Below are 21,257 nucleotides of genomic sequence, written 5' to 3' on the forward strand. Positions count from 1 at the left end.
TCAAAAGAATAAATACTGTCTGTTGTTTCTTAGGAGCTTCAATAATTTTTATTTTTTTTCTCTGTTCATTTTCACAGGCACAAAGTACTCATTTGTTGTCAGACTCTGTTTTGTTAAGACCACCCGATGCTCCCAAACGAGGTCTGGGCTTTGTTCTCAACTGGGATGCCCGCAGGTCTTTTGTAAAGAATCAGCGTGTCAATATATGGGGAGTAAATACAGGCCTTGTTTTTGGCAAAAAAAGAAATCAGATGACTGTGGGGTATTATTGGCTAAATTTTAATTCATACCAGAAGTTACTGGATTTCAGAAGAAAAAACTCCAAACTTGTCAATCTGGACTCTTATACCAAAACAGACTTATATTTCTTTAGCCTGATGTATTGGAAGAACTTTATTGAAACCCGTCGTTGGCGGGTCAGTATGCCTGTAGAAGTGGGCATAGGTGCAACCAAAAACCAAGGAACTGAACTACTGACCGAAATACAAATCTGGAAAAGAAAAGACTTTTTTCTGCCTGTTCAATCAGGTCTGTATGCCAAATGGAAAGCTACCCGCTGGATAGGACTGTCTGTACAAGGAGGCTATAGATATGCCCTGATTTCTCAGAACATTCAGGAGAATTACGATGGCTTTTATTACAGCTTTGGTGCTGAATTACAACCTGAATTGTTCAGGGATCTTTATCGTTGGATTTTCAAGAAAAATAAAACCGAAAAGCATCCGGAACCTGAACAATCAACCATAAATCCTGGATTATCACAATAAAATAATTTACAAAGAGTTAATTATATCCAGATACCTCTATTACAAAGAAATTTAACAATTAGCTGAATAAATTTCATTAAATTGATATGACTTAAGGTTTAGAGACTAATATCAAGTTAATCATTCAAAAAATTTGGTAGCTATATTTTTACTGTTTGTCTATAATTTCTTTGAAATATAAATTTTGTATTATGTGAAATTTATATTAAATTTGACTTAGAAATTGAGAATATAGGCGGGGGCAACGAATAGTTTTCAAGAAAATTATAAAATTTCTTGTTTTTTTACCAGAGTTTTTTTTAAATTTGTCCTATTAAAAATAAATAATTAAAAAAATACTTGTTTAGTTATTAATTTCGTTTTTATATTTGAATCTGAAATCTTTGTAATAAAAATTTAAGGGACTGGTAAGATTTCAGACAAAAGCTTAAAGATTTAAGCATTATTTTCATCAGAATAAAAATATTAAAGATAAAAGTTGTGTGGATTTAGTAGCGGGAAAGGCTGGAGTCATTTACTCCAGTCCTTTTTTTTTATACATTCCTTCATTTTAATCCCTTTTTAACCTGCTATTAATAACAATTTTAATACCTTCTTCTAATTTTGTAGCAGAAAAAAGCAATCATATTGTTAATTTCTTAGCTTATTAAAGTTTTCAGATTCGATATTATTCAGAACGTAATATAGTTTTTTCATAAAAGTTGTGTGGATTCAATAGGACAAAGGCTGGGCAAATTGACCCAGCTTTTTTTGAACAACCACAAAAATTTACCAACTGGGTAAATGGTTTTCTGAAAAATCGTTTTAAGTAGGCACCCCATTAAAAGCTTTTAATTGGTTTTTAATTTCATATTAAAGCTATCTTCATGTTGCCTTCTCACCTTTGCTATCGTAAAAGCACCATCAGGTACAATCAGGATTATTATCAGATTTGAAATAAAATTTCAGGTGATTTTATTTTATCAGATTTATTAATTAACTTAAAATTTAATATAACTATGCCAAACGATATGAGAGTTTTAGTAGTGGAAGATGAGCCGAAATTAGCCGAATTTGTAAAAAAAGGTTTAGAAGAAAACGCATGCAATGTTGACATAGCCTATGATGGACAAATAGGAAGAAACATGGCATTGAGCAATCCTTATGATGTTTTAGTACTTGATGTAAATTTGCCTAAAATAAATGGTTTCGATTTAGCGCAGCAACTTCGGCAAGAGCAATTAGGTACGCCCATTTTAATGCTCACAGCTATGGGAAGTATCAATGATAAATTGGTGGGATTCGGTGCAGGAGCAGACGATTATTTAGTGAAACCTTTTGAGTTCAGAGAGTTATTAGTGCGTTTGAGAGCTCTGCAACGCCGTTCAAATGATATGCTTCCGCAACAAAATATATTAAAAGTTGCTGACCTTGAACTTGACCTTAATGAAAAAGTAGCAAGACGCAGACAACATACCATTGATTTAACTGCACGTGAGTTTGCTTTATTAGAGTATCTCATGCGTAACAGAGGTCGTGTGGTATCACGGGTGGACATTGCAGAAAAAGTATGGGACATACATTTTGATACGGGTACTAATACTATAGACGTGTATATTAATTTTCTGCGCAAAAAAATTGACAAAGATTTTACTACCAAACTCATTCATACTGTAGTAGGAATGGGCTATATTCTGAAAGAAGACTAACCATTTTTAATGAAAATTATAGATAGACAACCTCTTCGTGCCTCTTTAATAGTTTCTATTTTATTTGGTGCCTTTTCCATTGTAATCTATAATTTTTATGCTGATTTCCGTCAGAAAGAATTTCTTAAAATTCTGAGGCAGAACGCCATCTCGCGCGAACGTCTCTTGGCTGACAGTACTTCTCTTTTGCCTGCGGTTCTTGAACAGATTGAGACTAACTCAGAATTCAGAATGAAAGGCGAAGCTACCGGTATTTATGATACCAATGGGAACGCTATTTATGTCTTCTCTGCTGAAAAACAATTATCTCCTCCTTTACTTAAACAGGTACTTAGAAAAAAAGAGGTAGTTATTGATAGCCTCAATATTGACAGAATATTATTTCTTTATGAAGTACCTGAAAACCATCAGAAAGTTATTCTATCAGCAGCCGCTATTGACGATTTTGGCTATGCCAAGCAAGAAAGGCTTAGAGATTTATTATTGGTAGGCACCTTCATAGCCATTATTGTAATTATTCTGATGATGCGCTTTTTTGTAAAACGTGATGTAAAACCCATAGGCCAGATTGCCGACCGAATGGAGCAAATTACAGCACACGATTCTAATCAGCGTTTACCGGAGGCTAATCTGCATGATGAAGTAGGCCAGATGGCACGCACATTCAACGATTTGCTTGATAGACTTGAGTTTGCCTACACGCAACAAAGAAATTTTGTATCTTACGTAACGCACGAACTGCGTACACCGCTGACAATTATGCAAGGGCAGGCAGAAGTAACGCTCATGAAAGAACGTACCAATCCTGAGTACAGGCAAGCCTTAGAGTCAGTAAAAGCTGAGGTACAGGATATGATTAAACTGGTGAACGAGTTACTGGAACTGGTAAGAGCCAATGCCGATGCCCATCTGGTTGATTTAAGACAAGTACGGGTAGATGACCTTCTGTGGCAGGCACGTGGCCAGTTGATACAGAAAAAACCACATTATGAGATAAACGTCCGTTTTGAGGAAGTACCGGACTCTGAAGACATAACCGTAATGGGAAATGCCGCTTTATTAAAAATGGCATTTATGAATATCATGGAAAATGCCTGCAAATATAGTCTGGAACCAGTTTGTCAGGTATTGATTCATACCCGTAAAAAAGAAGTGGCTGTGCGCTTCATCGACCAGGGGACAGGTATTTCAGAAAACGATTTAGAACATATTTTTGAGCCATTCTATCGCTCAGTCAATACACACGATATATCCGGTCATGGAATAGGGCTGCCTCTTACCAAAAGAATCATCGAAATTCACCGAGGAAAGATAGCAATTGAATCAGAAGTAGGGAATGGTAGCACAATTATTATTATATTGCCAACAATTGATTAGCATTATAATTCTCAATGAAACTTCTCATTCTAGCCGGGGGAATGTCGTCCCGTATGAAAAAGGATTTAACGAGCAACATGGCTCTTGATCCAAAACTAATTGAACAGGCCAATACATTACCTAAATGTATGATTGGTGTAGGAAAAAACGGCCGTCCTTTTATGGATTATGTCTTATACAATGCTTCAAAAGCAAGGATAAAAGAAGTAATACTAATTCTGAACCCTAAAGACACTGTTACGCAAACCCACTACGAAAATCTGACAGCTAACCATAAAAACTGGGGACTTGATATAAAGTTTGCGAGGCAATATATTCCTGAAAACCGTGAAAAACCTTTAGGCACTACTGATGCCATTGAACAGGCATTAATGCAATTCCCTTCCTGGCAAAACAGCCGATTTATTGTCTGCAATGGCGATAACCTGTATCCTTCCAAAGCCTTCAGATTATTAGTAGATGATACCCATCCGAATGCCATGCTTGACTGGGACACAGGAGGCTACACCGTAGAAAGGGTACGCAATTGTGCCATTATCAAAAAAGATAAAAAAGGCTTTTTAATTGATTTAGTGGAAAAACCCAATGACACTGAGTGGGAAGAAATTGTGAAAACCATGCCACGTATGGGCATAAGCTGGAATATATTTGCCTTCACAGCCAAAGACCTAATACCTTTTTTAGAAAAAACGCCTTTGCATCCAATCAGAAACGAAAAAGAAATACCTGTTACTGTCAGACTATGGGCAAACGAAGTACCCGAAAGTATTTATACTATACCCATAGCAGACGTTTTACCTGATTTAACCAGTAAAAGCGATATTGCAGACATTCAGACTATTTTAGAAAAAGACTACGGGGATTTTTAAGACTCTTTCTCTACCACTAAATTTTTGGTTGGGTCAATCCAAAACCACAATAGTGAGGCTACTATCAGGCAACCCGCTATCAGGAACAGCGGATAGTTGAAATTGCCTGTCTGCTGTACAATGATACCAAAAATGATGGTGATGAAAAATCCGCCTAATTGTCCTGCAAAATTCATTGCGCCTGCTACCGTACCTGAATACTGCTTGCCAATATCTACACATACTGCAAAAGCAACAGGTAAAGTAAAATCTTTTAACAAAACACATAAGGCTAAAAGATAGCCAGCCAGTTCATTATCAGTTGTGAGGCCTGAGGCGAGAAAGCATATACTTGAACTACCCAGGCCCAATACACCAACCACCCGTCTTCCTATCTTTAGTCCATACCTTTTAGTCAGCAAATCACTGGCAAACCCTCCCGCCAGGCACCCGATAGCCCCTAAGAAATAAGACAGCGAAACAAAATTCTTTGCCTGGTCTTCGGTCATGTGCCTGCCTTCCTGAAAATAGGTAGATGACCAGTTGGTAAAAAAATAGGACGCATAAAAAAACAAATGACACATCAGCATTAATACCCATACATTCGGATTTTTCACAACAATCCGCCAATCTACATGATGGTCTGAAACCGACTTTTTTCTACCTTTTTCTATTTCATCTACCTCTGCCTGTTTAATCCCGGGCATTTCAGCAGGCGAATCACGAAACCATAAATACCAGGCAATTGCCCATACCGCACCCACTATACCCAATATAAAGAATGCCATACGCCAACCTGCCGCATGCACCAACGGAATCACTAACAAGGGAGTCAACGCTCCTCCTAACCGTCCGGCTGCCCAGATAACTGATTGCGCCCTACCTACTTCAACCGAAGGAAACCAACGTGAAATGACAATAGAGGCATTAGGATAAGCTCCGGCTTCTCCTGCGCCAAATAAAAAGCGTATAATTAGTAGATAGAGATAATTAAATGCGGTACCTGTGAGCGCCGTAAAACCAGACCACCACAATACTACCCTTGTTAAAACCTTGCGTGGCCCAATTTTATCACCTAATATGCCGGTTGGCAGTTCAAAAAGTGCATAAGCAAGTGAAAAAGCCCCTAAAATATAACCGAAAGATTCATTATTCAAGTTTAAATCAGACTTCACATATTTACTTACCACATTCATACAAACCCGGTCAAGGTAGGTAATAATAGAAAGCAGGAATAAGCCAAAAAGGACCTGATAGCGGATTTTCATAGAATTTTGGTAAGAATAGTATAAATTTAAGACAGGTAAATATAAGAAAAATTAATGATTAGTCTCTATTTTTGAATACTCATTCACCCTAAGGAATTATTATGTTGAAACCTGTTTTTACTATTAAGCAATGCATCTCTTGCTTGGTTTTATGGTTATGCGCTGCCTGTTTCCCATTATCCGCTCAGCAAGATACTACCATTATTATCAAGGTTTTAGGCAATTTGCAGTTTGATTTACCCCGTTTCGCTGTTCGTCCTAATACACGTGTAACCATTACTTTGGATAACCATGATGATATGGCACATAATCTTGTGGTTACCCAGCCCGATTCAAGAGTTAAAGTGGTTGACGAGGCTTTGAAATTAGCAGACAAAGGTGCTAAAATGGATTATGTACCCAACTCTCCGTTAGTTATTGCGCATACTAAAATTCTTGAACCCGGCAAAATGGAAAGTATCACATTTATGGTGGATAAAGAAGGTACCTACCCTTATGTATGTACGTATCCTGGGCATGGATACATTATGTATGGCGCTATGTATGTAACAACAAATCCTTTACCTCCACTTGAAAAAGACCTGAACGTGCCGGAGACACAAAGGCAAAAAACAGGCACTATGGCAAATCATGCCGGGCATCACATGGCTACCCCCTCGCCTCATCCTTATCCTTTAAAGTACCCATTACATTACCGCACTTTCATGCCAGATTGCAGTCCGGCAGCGATTGCAGTTGCTTTGACTGAGACGGAATCTTACTGTTTCGATGCCGGAAAATGCTTTTTACGGTATGCCTGGTCTGGTGGATTTGTAGATAACAGCGAGCAATGGAAAGGAAACGGCAGTAAACTTACTAAAATAGTGGGTGATGTTTACTGGCGTGATAATACAGGGTTTCCATTCCGGGTCGGAAATACTGATAACACGCCTGAAGTTCATTTTAAGGGTTATCATTTTACCAATCGCAATCCTACATTCAGATATTTATTAAATACGATTGAGGTAAAAGAAACGCTCACCTTATTGCCCAACGGTGCAGGTTTAAAAAGGACTTTTACTTTTAAAAACAACACTCAACCGCTTTACTTTCTCACGAAAGCCGACGATGGCGTTACCTATAAAAGCTCGGTAGGCAAGTTTGATAAGGGTATGCTGAAAATCCCGACAGGCACACAGAAAGTAACCCTAACCATGATAAAATAAGATGAAAATGCCTCGAAATATAACCATTCTAATCATCAGCTTACTCTTTATTCAGAATAGCTATGCCAGATACTATGCACCTAAAGACTCGGCTGCACAGTATTATACGGTTGAAAATATTCCATTGCCAGAAGGCTTAATTGCCGAAACAGGTGCTATTGGTTTTATGCCTGATGGCAGGTTTATCGCCTGTTTTCATAGAGGCGAAATAATGACCTATAACCTGAAAACCAAAAAGTGGAAACTTTTTGCCGAAGGTATGCACGACCCGTTAGGTATTTTAGTAGTTAATAATCGTGAAATTCTGATTATGCAAAGGCCTGAACTCACCCGCATCAGAGATACAGATGGCGATGGAGTAGCCGATGATTATGAAACTGTAACCGACGACTTCGGCTTATCAGGAAATTACCATGAATTTGCTTTTGGCCCTGTGGCAGACAAACAGGGCAATCTCTATATTGCACTCAATTTAGCTTCTAATGGCGCAGGTATCAGAAAAGAAATCAGAGGTACCTACGATTCTCTTTCACGCCCCGGCCGTATGTATTCTTGTGTACCTTACAGAGGATGGATTATGAAACTAACCAAAGATGGCAAACTTCATCCTTTTGCTGTAGGTTTCAGGTCGCCGAATAGTTTAGGATTCGATGCAAAAGGCCGTTTATTCGTTTCAGATAACCAGGGAGACTGGCTCGGAACAAGTAAACTTTTCCATGTAGAAGAAGGTAAATTTTATGGGCATCCGGCAGGTCTAATCTGGAAAGAAGACTTCCCAAGGGTAGTACCTATTAAATTGCCTGTATCAAAATTGGATAGTATGCGCACAAAAGAATCTATTCAGTTTCCTCATGGCTATTTTGCCAATTCCCCTACCCAACCCATCTGGGATAATACCAACGGAAAATTCGGCCCCTTTGCCGGACAGATGATAGTTGGCGACATGGATCATAAATATGTGATGAGAATATTGGTTGAAGAAGTGGGTGGTGCTTTACAAGGTGCCTGCATTCCTATGAATTTTGGCTCGAAAATGCGTATTGGCAACAATCGGTTAGTTTTTGCACCCGATGGTAGTCTATGGGTAGGTCAGAACGACCACGGTTGGGCAGGTTCAAGAGGTATTCAGCACATTAGCTGGAAAGGTAAAACACATCTCGATATAATGGCTATGAATCTGACCAAAACAGGTTTTGATTTAACTTTTACCCTACCCCTCAGCGAAGAAGCCGCCATTGATTTAGCTAATTATAAATTCAAACGTTACTATTACGAATACCATCAGGCTTATGGTTCTAAACAATTTGATGTGCAGGATATACCAGTAAAAGCTGTTAAGCTATCAGCCGACCGAAAAAAAGTATCCATTGAACTGGCTGATATGAAAGCAGGGTATGTGTATGAATTAAGAACAGGAGATTTAAAAACAAACGACGATAAATACTTATTCAACAACCTCATCTGTTATACTTTGAATAAACTCTTAGAATGATTCTTTGGTTAATGAAAATAAGGCAGTAAACATAAGCTTTACTGATAAATATCATATGAGTTAATGTCTTACTATCCGAATTTTGCAACACGAATCATCCTTATTTGAAGATGCCAATAGTTTCAGCAGAAGAAGCCCTGAAGGTAATTAAATCGGGCGATAAAATATATGTACATAGTGTAGCGGCTGCTCCTCAGTATTTAATAGACAACCTCGTAAAACGTTCAGATGAGATACGACACGTTGAATTATACCATTTACATACAGAAGGCGATGCACCCTATACAAGACCTGAATACGAGGGTATTTTTCATACCAATGCTTTTTTCATAGGCAAAAATGTAAGAAAAGCCATTGATGAAGGCCGTGGAAGTTATATTCCGGTATTTCTGTCCGAAATCCCTAGACTCTTTAAACAGAAAATAATTAAGCTCAATGTAGCTTTAATCTCTGTTTCTCCTCCCGACAAAAATGGTTTCTGTTCCTTAGGCACCTCTGTTGATGCTACATTAGCCGCACTTGACTCGGCCGATATAGTAATTGCACAGGTAAATAAATTTGTACCCCGTACTTTAGGTGATAGCCAGATACACAGTAGTAAAATTAACTATCTTGTACCTTTCGATGCACCTTTACATGAAGTTTCATGGGGAAATCCTACCGAAATAGAGCAAAAAATAGGTAGTCATGTAGCCTCATTGGTTGAAGACGGAGCTACCCTGCAAATGGGCATAGGCAACATCCCGAATGCAGTTTTATCTGTTTTAGGCAATCATAAAGATTTGGGTATTCACACCGAAATGTTTTCAGATGGCGTAATTCCTTTGGTTAATAAAGGCGTGATTACAGGAAAATATAAGAAAAAGCATCGTGGTAAAATTGTGTCAACCTTTTTATACGGAAGTAAAAAACTCTATGATTTTGTTGACGACAACCCATTGATTACCATGTTACCAGTCGATTATGTAAACGATACATCCATTATCAGACAAAACCCTAAAGTAACCGCTATTAATAGTGCCATTGAAATTGATATTACCGGACAGGTTTGTGCCGATAGTATTGGTTATAAAATGTATTCGGGTGTTGGTGGGCAAATGGATTTTATCAGAGGAGCAGCATTGTCGGAAGGTGGGAAAGCCATTATTGCACTGCCTGCCGCTACTAAATATGGTGAATCTAAAATTGCCACTCACCTGAAAGAAGGGGCTGGTGTAGTAACTACCCGTGCACATGTGCATTATGTAGTAACCGAATACGGAATTGCCTATTTATATGGAAAAAATTTAGTAGAAAGAGCCAAAGAACTGATAAAGGTGGCTCACCCGGAACATCAGGAACGCCTTGAAAAAGAAGCTTTTGAGCGATTTAAACATCAATATTCGCAGGGTATTTACACTTATAAGTAATTTACTGAGATTCAACTTTATAAATAGTTAAAAACAGGAATTTGTTGTTAATTTTGGGTGGACTAAAATTAACAACAAATGAAACTTATCCTGATATTTATACTACTGACCTTTTCTTTTGATACCTTCTCCCAAAGTCCTTTAAAACTGGTTAATCCAAACTCGGTTTCTACTCCCAAAGGATATTCGCACACGGCCCAGATAGATTTAGGCAATGCTACCATGATACTCATTGCAGGACAAGTACCTTTAGATAAACAAGGAAACCTGGTCGGCAAAGACGATTTTACCGGACAAACTGAACAGGTTTTTACCAACATCAAAAACATTATTGAAGAAGCAGGTGGGAATATGAATCATCTGGCCAAAATAACCATCTTTATCAGAGACGTAAGTAAAATACAAGTGGTACGAGATGTCAGAGACAGGTTTGTGAATACTCAAAATCCACCTGCGAGTACTTTGGTTGAGGTAAGCAAATTGTATCGGGACGATGTAATGATTGAGATAGAAGCTACAGCTGTAATCCCTAAAAAATAAACTTTCCCGATATACATTTTTTAGCTACTTTAGGAAATCAATTATATCTTTTTCCCTATGACTCAAGTACAATCGCTAATTGATGCTATTAGCAAAGCACGGGCAGAATATTTATCAGAAGTTAATAGTCTGAATCCATATCAGATAAGTAATAAAATGGCAGAAAATGTCTGGAATGCCATAGAAATTACCGAGCATTTATACTGGGCTGAACAAAACGGATTAGTAGCCATCTATAAAACCATTCAGGCTAAAGAAGAAGGCAAGTCGGTTTGGGAGGGCGAACAAATCAACAAAGGTTTATCTATTGAAATAATTATTGAGAGAACCTGGCAGGCCAAAGAAATAGTACCAGCCAGTGCTGCTCCGAGAGTGGGTGGCCCTATTGATTTATGGACAAATTATCTGCAAAGTTTAGATATACCTCTTAATGGGCTTGCTAATAAACTGACAGACGAAGACCTGACTATCATGACCTTTCCTCACCCGATTTCCGGCCCATTTGATATCCGGCAAAGATTAGAGTTTTTACGGTTTCATATTGACCGACACAGGGGACAGGTGGCTGCTTTAAAAATTTAGTAGTACTGAAATTTCTAACAAATCTATTCTAAACTATGAAAAAAAAATTACTATCAATTCCTATAGTCGCCATTCTGGTATCCTGTATCGGTAAAGGAGAAGAAATTCCATTAATAAAAGCAGGAAAACTGGAAGTGGGACAAACCTATATATATGATTATGGTGATGCACGCTATGAAGTAAAATGTCTGACAGATACTACCTTACGTTGGGAATGCGTATATGGTGAAGAAAAAGGCAGGCAGGAAACTGACAGATATTACCAAAAAGAGTTAGAGGGCAATAACGTATTTGTTACCTGGGCAGAAGCTGACGGCATAGGTGTTAGTCAGGTAATTGATTTCAATAAAAACAAAGTACAGTCTTATTTATTAATTGATAAAAAAATCGAATTGGCCGAGGCTAAGATAACCAAGAAATAATGCTATTCCGAAAAGCTACGAAAGCAGATGTCCCCTTTATTGTTCAGATGTTAGCCAACGATAAATTGGGTAAGTTAAGAGAGGATTATCGTGAACCCCTACCCGAAAAGTATTATCAGGCTTTTGAAAATATTGATACCGACCCGAATCAGGAGTTAATTATCGTTGAAAAAGACGGAGAAGTAATAGGTACTTTGCAGTTAAGTTTTATCCAGTACCTTACCTATCAGGGAGGTATCCGGGCACAGATAGAAGCAGTAAGAATCCGGGAAGATGTAAGAGGGGCAGGAATCGGCCAACAAATGTTTGAATGGGCTATTGCAAGAGCCAAAGAAAGAAAAGCACATATCTTACAACTTACTACAGATAAGAGCCGCCCTGAAGCTCTAAATTTTTATGAAAAATTAGGTTTCAAAGCTACTCATGAGGGTATGAAACTGCATTTGGAAATAGTATAGGCTGAAAGTTTGATACAACTTTAAACATACCCAAATTAATAAAAACAGAACAGACAGAAATCACAATCCGTCTGTTCTATTTTTAAAATCTACGTCATCAAACTAAGTCTTTATTTCTTCTCTAACACCACCCATCGATTAAGGGTATTATAAGGCATTTCTAAAACAACTTTATAAAATGAAGAATTATAAGAATGTACATCAATTGTAGTTTTTTCAGCGTCAACAGGCACTTTTTTAACCAATACATAGGTATCCTTTTGCCCGGTTTCAAAATCATTGGTCGTACTCAGCCATATTTTAGCCTGTCCTTTTTTATCAATTGCTTTCCATGATACATCAATCTTACCATCTTTGAATTGAGCAGTGGGTTTTATAGCTGAAATTTTTCCTGTCAAAGGTGCTCCATCAATCTCAAGTTGTCTTTCTCTCGGAAAAGTAATATCCATAAACGAAGCAATAGAAGGCATAATGTCTACAATACCGGGCTGATAATTACGAAAATACGAATTCAGGTTTTTAGCATTGGTAACTATCCAGGTGGCTCTTTCTCTATCCGACTGTCCACCATGATTTTTTCCCGTTTTGGCATCACGCCCGTGGTCAGTAGTAATATAAATTACCCATTCTTCTTTAAAATTCTTCTCCCGGTATTGAATAGCCTGCCAGACACGCCCCACTTGTGCATCCATCTGCTCTATGGCCGAATAAAACTGTGGACTATCGCCATATTTATGACCCATATCATCTGTAAATTCCAGATATACCCAGGTTAAATCAGGCGCATCTGTTCTGATAGAATTTGCTGCTTCGGTGGCTATTTTTTCATCAATCAGATTAATATGTTTACTACCTGCCGTATGCGGATAATTGACCGTATCTAACTCTAATCCATCTAAATGATAGTTAGTCATTATATTGCCCGTCTGTGGCAAGTCCTCGCCTACAAGTTTGGTACGGTTATCCAGCCATGTCGAAAAAACAGCAGTTTTCTTTTTAGGATATTGCTCTTTAAAAAACCGGAATATAGTCCAGTAGTTATAATTAGGGGCTTTTATATCATTACCCCATACATTATGCTTATTTACCCACGTACCTGTTAGTAAGCTATTATAGCCCACTGCCGAAATAGTAGGTGTTTGCGAATAAGCCCCTTTATCTCCGCCAACATAAGCACGGGCATAGCCGCCTATTTTAGCAATAGAATCAAGGTAAGGCTTTTTCACCTTTTCAATTACATCATTCGGAATACCATCAACAATAATAAATACTGCTTTTTTGGTAGTTTGTGCCTGACTAATGGTAGCACAAAGTAATATCAATAATGAACACAGAATTTTTTTCATAACGCAGTAAACAATTGTTGTAATTTTCTGACCGCAAATATAGCCAAACAATAGGGCTACCCGAGCAAGCATAGATGAATTATATATTAAATAAAAGAGGTAGTTACTCTCTTTCAAATACATATTCACCATTATCAAACGGAATCAGGATAAGTTTCTTAGCAGAAACCGATTTAATTTTTACTAATCTGCCAAATGTAGAAGACATACATAGCGCACGAATCCTGACATCACCGCTCTCCATTTCATAACTTCCACTGCCACAACCTAAAAAAGCATATTCAACAGGAATAGTCCCCTGATAAGTTTCATTGAAACTTCCTTTCCCTGAAAACTCTACAAAAACTCTTTTATTGTCAGGCACGGTTGTATTGGTACAGGTATTTGTTCCTGATGGTTTGCAATAAGAAGTCAGTTTCCATTTGCCTACAATTCCGTTTCCGGGCTCAGGTTTACTTTCTTTACAGGAAAAAAGCAGGCTTATGAATACAAGTGTAAGTAATTTTTTCATAAAAATGTTCATTAGATAGATACTCCTGACTGGTTTACAATATTAGCCAAAAGCTTTGAGGGAAGCAAGGTCATTCTGCTTCAAAGATTACTTATCTTTGCCTTACTATCTGTCAAAACTCCTGATTCATGAACAAACACATTTTATCCATCATCTTTTTACTTTCTTTTATTTACAACCTTACGAATGCACAAACAACCGGAGAGCCTTGGTGGAAAAGGAACAATTTACGGGTAATACAGACCAATCTTCCTGCTTATGAGGCAGCTACTCTTAACCCTGATTCGCTCATAAAAGACTTAATAGATTATTCGGCCAATACGCTCATCATCAATGCCGGAGGTATTATGGCTTTTTATAAAACCAGACTCGACTTTCATTATACTAATCCTTATATGAAAGAAGATATGCTGGCGCAGGTTGTCAGAAAATGTCATGGCCATAACATTAAAGTAATTGTTCGTTTTGATTTTAGTCGTGTGCATGAGAGTATTTTTAAAACTCACCCGGATTGGTGTTATATATCGCCTAAAAATGAGCGCATTATTAACACTGATATGTATGTGGTGTCCATCAACGCACCTTATGTACAACAAAAAGCCTTTCAGATTATTGAAGAAGTCATAGATAATTTCCCGATTGATGGTATTTTTCTGAATATGCCGGGCTATCAGGTAAATAATCCTTATGAGGGCAAGTATCATGGTATCGACCAGAATGAGTATGATAAAAAAGCGTTTTCAGTATATAGCAATGGTTTGATACTACCAACCATTGAAGATAAGGCCGACCCCGTTTATCAGAAATACCTGACCTTTAAGAAAAGTACCATAGAAGACTGGTCTGAACGTCTGCATCAACTCGTAAAATCAAAAAGTAATCAGATTGCCATCTGTACCTATTTAGATAAGCATGTAGACATCATTCGTCATGAATCACAGACAAATAGCCTGCCCTATTGGCCTTATAGTGCTTCTGATAATGTGAACAATGCACAAAATTCCTTTCCCAATCACATTATCAGTAATGCAAGTATTCAACAAATCTCTTTTCAATCAAGGTATAATGCCGTTGAGCCTGAAGAAGCAGGAATCAGACTTTACGAAAATATTGCTAATGGTTCGGGATTAGATATTAGTCTGATGGGCGATATGCGCAATTATGAAGATGAACGGAATTTTGAGGTAATTAAAAAAATATATGCTCATCATAAAAAGCATGAACAGTATTTCGGCAATTATACTTCAGTAGCAAAAATAGCCCTCATTGCGCCTGGTTCATGGCCAAGTGGTGAGCCCATGCAAGAGTACAGAGGCATACAACTCATGCTCAAAGAAGCGCATCTGCCTTTAGATATTATTGAAGATGCCCAGATAGCCTACCTCAAAGAAAAGCTACAAAAATACAGGCTGATTATTCTCCCCGAAATTACCTATCTGAAACCAGAGACCATCACCTTATTGAAAGAACTAAGCCGGAATGGCACGAATCTGATAGCCACCAATCGTAGTTTTTTTGATTCACCAGAATCTTTGCAGGAATTATTCGGAGCAAAAATATGAACAAAGACCATGAGGGAAGTGGCTTTTATCTGTCTCCCGACAATAAAGATTTATTTAAAAGATTCAAACAGCAAAAAATGCTTTTCTGGAAGTTTAATTTAGGCTTGTACGATTTATCAAGTGCCGATAAAACCTACTTACCTATTCTGAGCAAAGGCCGACCCGGACCACCGGAAATCATTGGAGGGCATGACCCGACCAATTATTATGCAATGGGTGTAAAACAAAATCCTACAAGCAAAAATATCATCTTACCAATTAACTTAGGCAAATTATACTACTTGCATGGTTATGAGCAGCATAAAAATATCCTTTTAGATATAATAGACTATGTATTTCCTGAGAATGGGCAGATTGTTCAGACCGATGCACCGGAGCGTATAGAAGTGATACTGCAGGAATATAGAAAAAACACTGCTCCAATGAATCATCAAAAACAGAGCTATGGTTTGATTCTACATTTAGTAAATCTGACAGGTTTTAGCGGAAATACGTATTTTAAGGCTTTGCCTGTTTACCAGACAAATTTTAAAATAAAAACCGATTTTAAACCCTCTAAAATATTTTCACTGAACACAAACACCACTATTCCATTCCGTTGGGAGAATGGTTTTATTAGCTTCAAAGTTAATAAGATTGAAGAGTTTGAAGGAATTGTCATCAATAGATAGGTCTTGAAAATAAATTACCAGCCAATAAAAATAAGCTATTTAAAATCCATGTTACCCATTAAAAACCCATTATGAGAGCTACCATCTTTTTTATTACATTTTTCTATTCTGTTTACGCTTCCGCACAAATTGATTTTGTAACACCCTTCAAATATTGCCAGATAGAGGGCAGTACAACTATCTACGATTACAAAAACAAAAAATGGTTATTCAGCAATAGCAAAGATGCCCGTGTAGAGACCTTACCTGCTTCTACATTCAAAATAATTAACTTGTTGATTGCCTTAGAAACAGGTGTTATTAAAGATGAAAATGAGGTAGTAAAATGGGTTGGCAAAACAGATACAACACTATATGGGTATCGTCCTGATATTTATAAAGATATGTCGGTTAAGGAAGCCTTTGAAGTATCTGCGGGTTGGGTATTTATTGAATTAGCTAAAAAGATTGGCAAAGAAAGATATAAACACTATTTAAAACGCTGCCAGTATGGTAACCAGAATCTCTCGGAAAAAGATGACGATTTCTGGAATTTCGGAGCTTTCGCTATATCTCCGGTTAATCAGGTTGAGTTTTTGGTAAAAGTTTATGAAGAAAAACTACCTTTCTCAAAAGGAAATATGGAGATTCTGAAAAGAGTCATGCTTACCGAGGAAACCGATAATTACAGTATCAGGTCTAAAACCGGATGGACAAGGGTATCAGGCAACGATATTGGTTGGTGGGTTGGATATGTTGAGCGCAACGATAACAGCTATTTCTTTACTACCCGTATTATAAAGAAACGAAGCACGCTTAACAAAAACTTCGGACAGTGCCGCAAAGACATAACTAAAAACATACTCCGGCAACTAAAAGTAATAAACTAATTGTTTGTTTTTTGAACATCTACAACTTATGCCTTCAGAACTTGAAAACTACTATCTGAAACAAACTGAGCCTATTCAAAGCTGCCTACTAGCCTTGAAAAATATTATAATGAGTATTCATCCGCTGATAACCCACGAACGGAAATATCAGATTCCTTTCTTTTATTATAAAGGCAAGAAATTAGCTTACTTATGGGTAACCAGAAAAAAATTACAAGTGGGTTTTATAGAAGACAAGTGTCTGCAGGAACCAATTGAAGGCGTCAGACTAAAAGATAAATACCAAAGCATTATCGTAAATCCGAACGAGGATATTCCTATGGGAGTAATTGTCAGAAACCTGAAAGACCTTATTCATTTGTATGATAATTTGACCTGACTAACCTGACCGTAATCAGATTCTTTCTCTCTTTATTCTATATTGAATTTTATAGTATATTTGGGCAAGCGTGTTCGCTGTACAATCAAGGTGTAAATCTATTACCTTTAGCTATTTCAATCTTATTCTTTTATGCAAAAAATCTTATCCTTCTCTTTAGTTATTTTAACTGCATTATTTTTTACGGCCTGCAGTAAATCTGAAAGTTCATTCGACGAACAAGATGGTATCAGTTCTTTTAATAAAGATAGTCTGACCCAACACATCATCACTTTAGCTTCTGACGAATTTCAAGGCCGCCGCCCTTTTACGGTTGGTGAAACCAAAACAGTAGAATATCTGACACAAACGCTCAAAAATATGGGTGTAGAGCCGGGTAATGGCAATGAGTATTTCCAGAAAGTACCTATGGTTGAAATTACGCCCACCTGTGACCCTACCATGAAAATTACCTCGGCCAAAGGCAGTTTCACTTTAAATAATATGAGCGACTATGTAATCTGGACTGAGAATACAGATTCTGTTATCTCATTGAATAATGAAGAAATTATTTTTGCCGGGTTTGGTGTGGTTGCTCCCGAATATAACTGGAATGATTATGCAGGGCTTGACGTAAAGGGAAAAGTAGTATTGGTAATGGTGAACGACCCCGGATTTAGTTCGGGAGATAGTACGCTATTTAAAGGCAAAGAAATGACCTATTATGGTCGATGGACGTATAAATTTGAAGAGGCAGCCCGACAAGGTGCCAAAGGTTGCCTGATTGTACACAATGAAGCGGCGGCTTCTTATGGCTTCAGTGTAGTGCAAAATTCCTGGGGTAAATCTCAACAACATTTAGATACCAGAAGCAGTAAAGAATACCGTTGTCCGGTTGAAGGCTGGATTACAGAACCGGCAGCTAAAAAGTTATTGAATACTGTTCCGAATGGTGAATCACTGCTGGCAAAAGCTAATCAAAAAGGCTTTAAATCAGTGTCTTTAGGGCTGAAGGTTTCAACCTCTATGAAAGTGAAAGCGGTATTTAATGAATCAAAAAATGTAATAGGCAAAATAACAGGCACTACCCACCCTAAAGAATACATCATTTACACTGCTCACTGGGACCACTTTGGTATCGGAAAACCTGATGCCAAAGGAGACTCTATTTACAATGGGGCTTTAGATAACGCCAGTGGTACTGCTGCCATATTAGAAGTAGCCCGTGCATTTAAAAGTATGAAAAATAAACCTGAACGCAGCATTGTCTTTTTATTTGTTACAGGCGAAGAACAAGGGCTGTTAGGCTCGGCGTATTACGCCCAGAATCCGGTTTATCCTGTCGATGAAACGGTAGCAAATCTGAATATAGATGTCATTAATAATTTTGGCCCTACAAAAGATGTTTCTATTGCAGGCGAAGGTCAGTCAGAGTTAGAAGATTATCTGAAACAGGAACTCGAAAAGAAAGGAAGATACATTGCTCCTGAAGCCCACCCTGAAGCCGGTCATTATTTCCGTTCAGACCATTTTAGTTTTGCTAAAGTAGGCGTCCCTGCTCTGACTACCGGAAGTGGAATTGATGCCATACCTCAAGGCAAAGAATACGGGCAAAAACAACAGGAGGCTTATAATGATAGTTTTTATCACCAGACTACTGACCAGTACGATGCTTCAACATGGAAATTGGAAGGTGGTATAGAAGATACTATTCTGCTATTTCAGATAGGAAAAAGATTAGCCTTTGAAACTACCTGGCCGCAATGGAAAGAGGGTTCAGAATTTAAGGCATTGAGAAAAAAATAATAATATTTATGAATCAACCAGCAGAAACAACACGACCAGCAGCTATTACCGCTATTTGTACAATTGGCTTTGTAGGAGTCGCATTAGTAATTCCATTGATATTTTCTTCTATTGCCCTCAAAATTGGCAATTGGTATCCCCCCTATTTAGCTTTCTCTTCCATTGCAGGTTTTGCTTGTTTATGGGGATTCTGGACAATGAAAAAGTGGGGAGTATATGCTTATACCGTTTTAGTATTGGCTAATCAGGTAGTTCTGCTCAGCACAGGCTTATGGTCTTTGTTTTCCATATTAATACCTGCTATTGTCATAGGCGTAGGTTTTACTCATCTGAAAAAAATGACTTGATACGAAACCTGAATAGCTGACATACAAAAAGCGCCACATAAACAATTTACGTGGCGCTTTTCTATTATCTTGATGATTTACCTAATCATTTATCAGGATTTAACAAATCATAGAATTGATCCAGTTTCGGCATTAATATAATACGTGTACGACGGTTAGTAGCACGGCCTTCTGGTGTATCATTGCTGGTTAAAACATTAAATTCACCTCTACCGGCTGCAATCAATCTGTTTGGGTCAATTTTAAAGTTGCCTTGTAAGGCACGTACTACCGAAGTAGCTCTTTTCGTACTTAAATCCCAGTTGTCAGAGATACATTCTGTATTGATTGATACATTATCTGTATAACCTTCAATCATTACCTCTAAATCAGGACGTGACTGAATGATTTGTGCAATTTTACCCAATACCTCGTTGGCTCTGCTTGAAAGTTTGTAGCTTCCGCTTGAGAACAACATTTTATCCGAGATATTTACCATTACTACAGTTTTGTCAACTTTAATATCTACATCTTTTTCGTCGATACCTGCACTTAGTACACGAGTCAGGTTAACTGCTAAAGCTAAGTTGATAGAGTCAGCTTTAGTTCTGGCGGCTTGCAGACGATTGATATATTTGTCTTTCTTTTCCAATTGAGCCAGCGTTTTGTCGATATTATCGTTGGCTGCTTTCGAAAGAACTGTCAGATTACCTACTTGCTCCATTTGTTTGTCACGTAGGCTTTTTAAGTCATTAATCTGGTCTCTTAAATCTTTGATTTGAGAATCACGTTGTTGAATATCGTTGGTTGTAGCAGTACGTAAGCTTTCTCTTTCTTGTTCAGCTTTAGCTAAACGGTCTTTGAAATCCTGTACCTGGTCACCACACTTTACTAAATCAGCTTGTGATTTTTCTAACTGCTGTTGAAGACCTGCATACTTCTTTTTCGCCACACAAGACGACATGAAAATAGCTACTGCGATAAAAAATAGAAATTTAGATGGGGTTTTCATACACTAATCTACCTTATGTTTAGGGTTTAAATTTTCGCAAATTTCGAAAATTATGGATTAATAAAAAATTAAATATTAGGTGCTTTATCGTTTTTTAATATTTAGTACTAATGCTTGGCAAAAAAGTACTATTTCTTAGTAAGAAATCATTAAAACTGGCAAAACATATAAATATTTTAATACTAAATTTTGTTAGGAGCATAGATAATATAAACGCAATTCAGCTTTATTTTATTTCTTTACATACACTTTTAACGAGTACACAAAGTTTAATTTCTAATCAAAAGAATAAGATAACAAACCCATTTAAGGCAATATTATTTTTTTGAAAAATTTTTTAAAGAAATTTTCTCTCATGCAAATTCACTACTCGTTTTTAAAGTAAAAAGTTTTTCAAAAACTTCAACTTCTATTATTTAATAATTTTAGAAAGTCATTAAACAGTATAAAACAAAAGCCTGACAATCGATTGATTATCAGGCTTTTACGATTTTCCGCAGAGCGATTTAGTGACCCTAAGGGGAATCGAACCCCTGTTTAATCCGTGAAAGGGACTTGTCCTAACCGCTAGACGATAGGGCCGGCTGGTTCCATTTATCGTCTGCGTTTGTAAATCGTGGTGCAAAAGTACAGCTTTTATTTTACAATGCAATATCTCCACAAAAAAAAAGTCAAAAATTTTCAAATTCTTTTTTCTCACCCATTTTCAGAAGTAAAAATCTTATATTTGAAAATTATTA

21 protein-coding genes and 1 tRNA gene are annotated in these 21,257 nt (G+C 37.3%); 17 read left to right on the top strand and 5 right to left on the bottom strand.

Annotated elements, in window-relative coordinates; genetic code table 11:
* Positions 1-95 precede the first annotated feature (95 nt).
* The 4 genes from EWM59_RS06550 to EWM59_RS06565 all read left to right on the top strand — a co-directional run bounded on the left by EWM59_RS06550 (position 96) and on the right by EWM59_RS06565 (position 4,701).
* On the top strand, positions 96-767 hold the full coding sequence (locus EWM59_RS06550) for a hypothetical protein (RefSeq protein ID WP_130020147.1): 672 nt from the start codon (positions 96-98) through the stop codon (positions 765-767).
* A gap of 1,010 nt (positions 768-1,777) precedes the next feature.
* Positions 1,778-2,455 carry a response regulator transcription factor gene (locus EWM59_RS06555; protein ID WP_130020233.1) on the top strand — a complete coding sequence of 226 codons (678 nt, stop codon included), beginning with the start codon at positions 1,778-1,780 and terminating at the stop codon, positions 2,453-2,455.
* Between the two features lie 9 nt (positions 2,456-2,464).
* Complete coding sequence (locus EWM59_RS06560; RefSeq protein ID WP_130020148.1) at positions 2,465-3,832, top strand: sensor histidine kinase; 1,368 nt, start codon at positions 2,465-2,467, stop codon at positions 3,830-3,832.
* A gap of 14 nt (positions 3,833-3,846) precedes the next feature.
* The gene (locus tag EWM59_RS06565; RefSeq protein ID WP_130020149.1) at positions 3,847-4,701 is read left to right on the top strand and encodes a sugar phosphate nucleotidyltransferase; all 855 of its coding nucleotides are present in this window, start codon (positions 3,847-3,849) and stop codon (positions 4,699-4,701) included.
* On the opposite strand, the gene EWM59_RS06570 is transcribed toward EWM59_RS06565, so the two are convergent.
* Positions 4,698-5,948 carry an MFS transporter gene (locus tag EWM59_RS06570; RefSeq protein WP_130020150.1) on the bottom strand — a complete coding sequence of 417 codons (1,251 nt, stop codon included), beginning with the start codon at positions 5,946-5,948 and terminating at the stop codon, positions 4,698-4,700. The genes EWM59_RS06565 and EWM59_RS06570 overlap by 4 nt on opposite strands.
* A 101-nt stretch (positions 5,949-6,049) precedes the next feature.
* On the opposite strand from EWM59_RS06570, the gene EWM59_RS06575 reads away from it, so the two are divergent.
* The 7 genes from EWM59_RS06575 to EWM59_RS06605 all read left to right on the top strand — a co-directional run bounded on the left by EWM59_RS06575 (position 6,050) and on the right by EWM59_RS06605 (position 12,056).
* A complete protein-coding gene (locus tag EWM59_RS06575; protein WP_130020151.1) occupies positions 6,050-7,153 on the top strand; it encodes a plastocyanin/azurin family copper-binding protein in 1,104 nt (367 codons plus the stop codon).
* A gap of 7 nt (positions 7,154-7,160) precedes the next feature.
* The gene (locus tag EWM59_RS06580; RefSeq protein ID WP_229239293.1) at positions 7,161-8,645 is read left to right on the top strand and encodes a DUF7133 domain-containing protein; all 1,485 of its coding nucleotides are present in this window, start codon (positions 7,161-7,163) and stop codon (positions 8,643-8,645) included.
* A gap of 104 nt (positions 8,646-8,749) precedes the next feature.
* Entirely contained in the window at positions 8,750-10,054 is a 1,305-nt protein-coding gene (locus tag EWM59_RS06585) for an acetyl-CoA hydrolase/transferase family protein (RefSeq protein ID WP_130020152.1), read from the top strand.
* Between the two features lie 78 nt (positions 10,055-10,132).
* Positions 10,133-10,594 carry a RidA family protein gene (locus EWM59_RS06590; RefSeq protein WP_130020153.1) on the top strand — a complete coding sequence of 154 codons (462 nt, stop codon included), beginning with the start codon at positions 10,133-10,135 and terminating at the stop codon, positions 10,592-10,594.
* A 57-nt stretch (positions 10,595-10,651) separates the two neighbouring features.
* Positions 10,652-11,176: a DinB family protein gene (locus tag EWM59_RS06595; protein ID WP_130020154.1), complete on the top strand. Its 525-nt coding sequence runs from the start codon at positions 10,652-10,654 to the stop codon at positions 11,174-11,176.
* A 35-nt stretch (positions 11,177-11,211) separates the two neighbouring features.
* Positions 11,212-11,598, top strand: a complete 387-nt coding sequence (locus EWM59_RS06600; protein ID WP_130020155.1) for a MoaF-related domain-containing protein — start codon at positions 11,212-11,214, stop codon at positions 11,596-11,598.
* Positions 11,598-12,056 carry a GNAT family N-acetyltransferase gene (locus EWM59_RS06605; protein ID WP_130020156.1) on the top strand — a complete coding sequence of 153 codons (459 nt, stop codon included), beginning with the start codon at positions 11,598-11,600 and terminating at the stop codon, positions 12,054-12,056. The genes EWM59_RS06600 and EWM59_RS06605 overlap by 1 nt, the downstream gene beginning before the upstream one ends.
* Positions 12,057-12,166: 110 nt before the next feature.
* Here the strand turns inward: EWM59_RS06605 and EWM59_RS06610 are convergent, their stop codons facing one another.
* Both EWM59_RS06610 and EWM59_RS06615 read right to left on the bottom strand, forming a co-directional pair.
* A complete protein-coding gene (locus tag EWM59_RS06610; protein ID WP_130020157.1) occupies positions 12,167-13,402 on the bottom strand; it encodes an alkaline phosphatase family protein in 1,236 nt (411 codons plus the stop codon).
* Between the two features lie 103 nt (positions 13,403-13,505).
* Positions 13,506-13,913, bottom strand: a complete 408-nt coding sequence (locus tag EWM59_RS06615; protein WP_130020158.1) for a lipocalin family protein — start codon at positions 13,911-13,913, stop codon at positions 13,506-13,508.
* 128 nt (positions 13,914-14,041) lie between these two features.
* On the opposite strand from EWM59_RS06615, the gene EWM59_RS06620 reads away from it, so the two are divergent.
* The 6 genes from EWM59_RS06620 to EWM59_RS06640 all read left to right on the top strand — a co-directional run bounded on the left by EWM59_RS06620 (position 14,042) and on the right by EWM59_RS06640 (position 19,526).
* Complete coding sequence (locus tag EWM59_RS06620; protein WP_229239294.1) at positions 14,042-15,475, top strand: alpha-amylase family protein; 1,434 nt, start codon at positions 14,042-14,044, stop codon at positions 15,473-15,475.
* Positions 15,472-16,146 carry a hypothetical protein gene (locus EWM59_RS28365; protein WP_229239295.1) on the top strand — a complete coding sequence of 225 codons (675 nt, stop codon included), beginning with the start codon at positions 15,472-15,474 and terminating at the stop codon, positions 16,144-16,146. The genes EWM59_RS06620 and EWM59_RS28365 overlap by 4 nt, the downstream gene beginning before the upstream one ends.
* Before the next feature lie 71 nt (positions 16,147-16,217).
* The gene (locus EWM59_RS06625) at positions 16,218-17,015 is read left to right on the top strand and encodes a penicillin-binding transpeptidase domain-containing protein (RefSeq protein WP_130020159.1); all 798 of its coding nucleotides are present in this window, start codon (positions 16,218-16,220) and stop codon (positions 17,013-17,015) included.
* A gap of 28 nt (positions 17,016-17,043) precedes the next feature.
* The gene (locus EWM59_RS06630) at positions 17,044-17,394 is read left to right on the top strand and encodes a DUF1801 domain-containing protein (RefSeq protein ID WP_130020160.1); all 351 of its coding nucleotides are present in this window, start codon (positions 17,044-17,046) and stop codon (positions 17,392-17,394) included.
* A gap of 132 nt (positions 17,395-17,526) precedes the next feature.
* On the top strand, positions 17,527-19,179 hold the full coding sequence (locus EWM59_RS06635) for a M28 family metallopeptidase (protein WP_130020161.1): 1,653 nt from the start codon (positions 17,527-17,529) through the stop codon (positions 19,177-19,179).
* 8 nt (positions 19,180-19,187) lie between these two features.
* Positions 19,188-19,526 carry a hypothetical protein gene (locus tag EWM59_RS06640; protein ID WP_130020162.1) on the top strand — a complete coding sequence of 113 codons (339 nt, stop codon included), beginning with the start codon at positions 19,188-19,190 and terminating at the stop codon, positions 19,524-19,526.
* 85 nt (positions 19,527-19,611) lie between these two features.
* On the opposite strand, the gene EWM59_RS06645 is transcribed toward EWM59_RS06640, so the two are convergent.
* Complete coding sequence (locus EWM59_RS06645) at positions 19,612-20,517, bottom strand: OmpA/MotB family protein (RefSeq protein WP_130020163.1); 906 nt, start codon at positions 20,515-20,517, stop codon at positions 19,612-19,614.
* Positions 20,518-21,027: 510 nt separating this feature from the next.
* Positions 21,028-21,099, bottom strand: a tRNA-Glu gene (locus EWM59_RS06650).
* Positions 21,100-21,257: the final 158 nt, after the last annotated feature.

It is taken from the genome of Emticicia agri (genome assembly GCF_004168285.1).
Classification (GTDB): Bacteria; Bacteroidota; Bacteroidia; order Cytophagales; family Spirosomataceae; genus Emticicia; species Emticicia agri.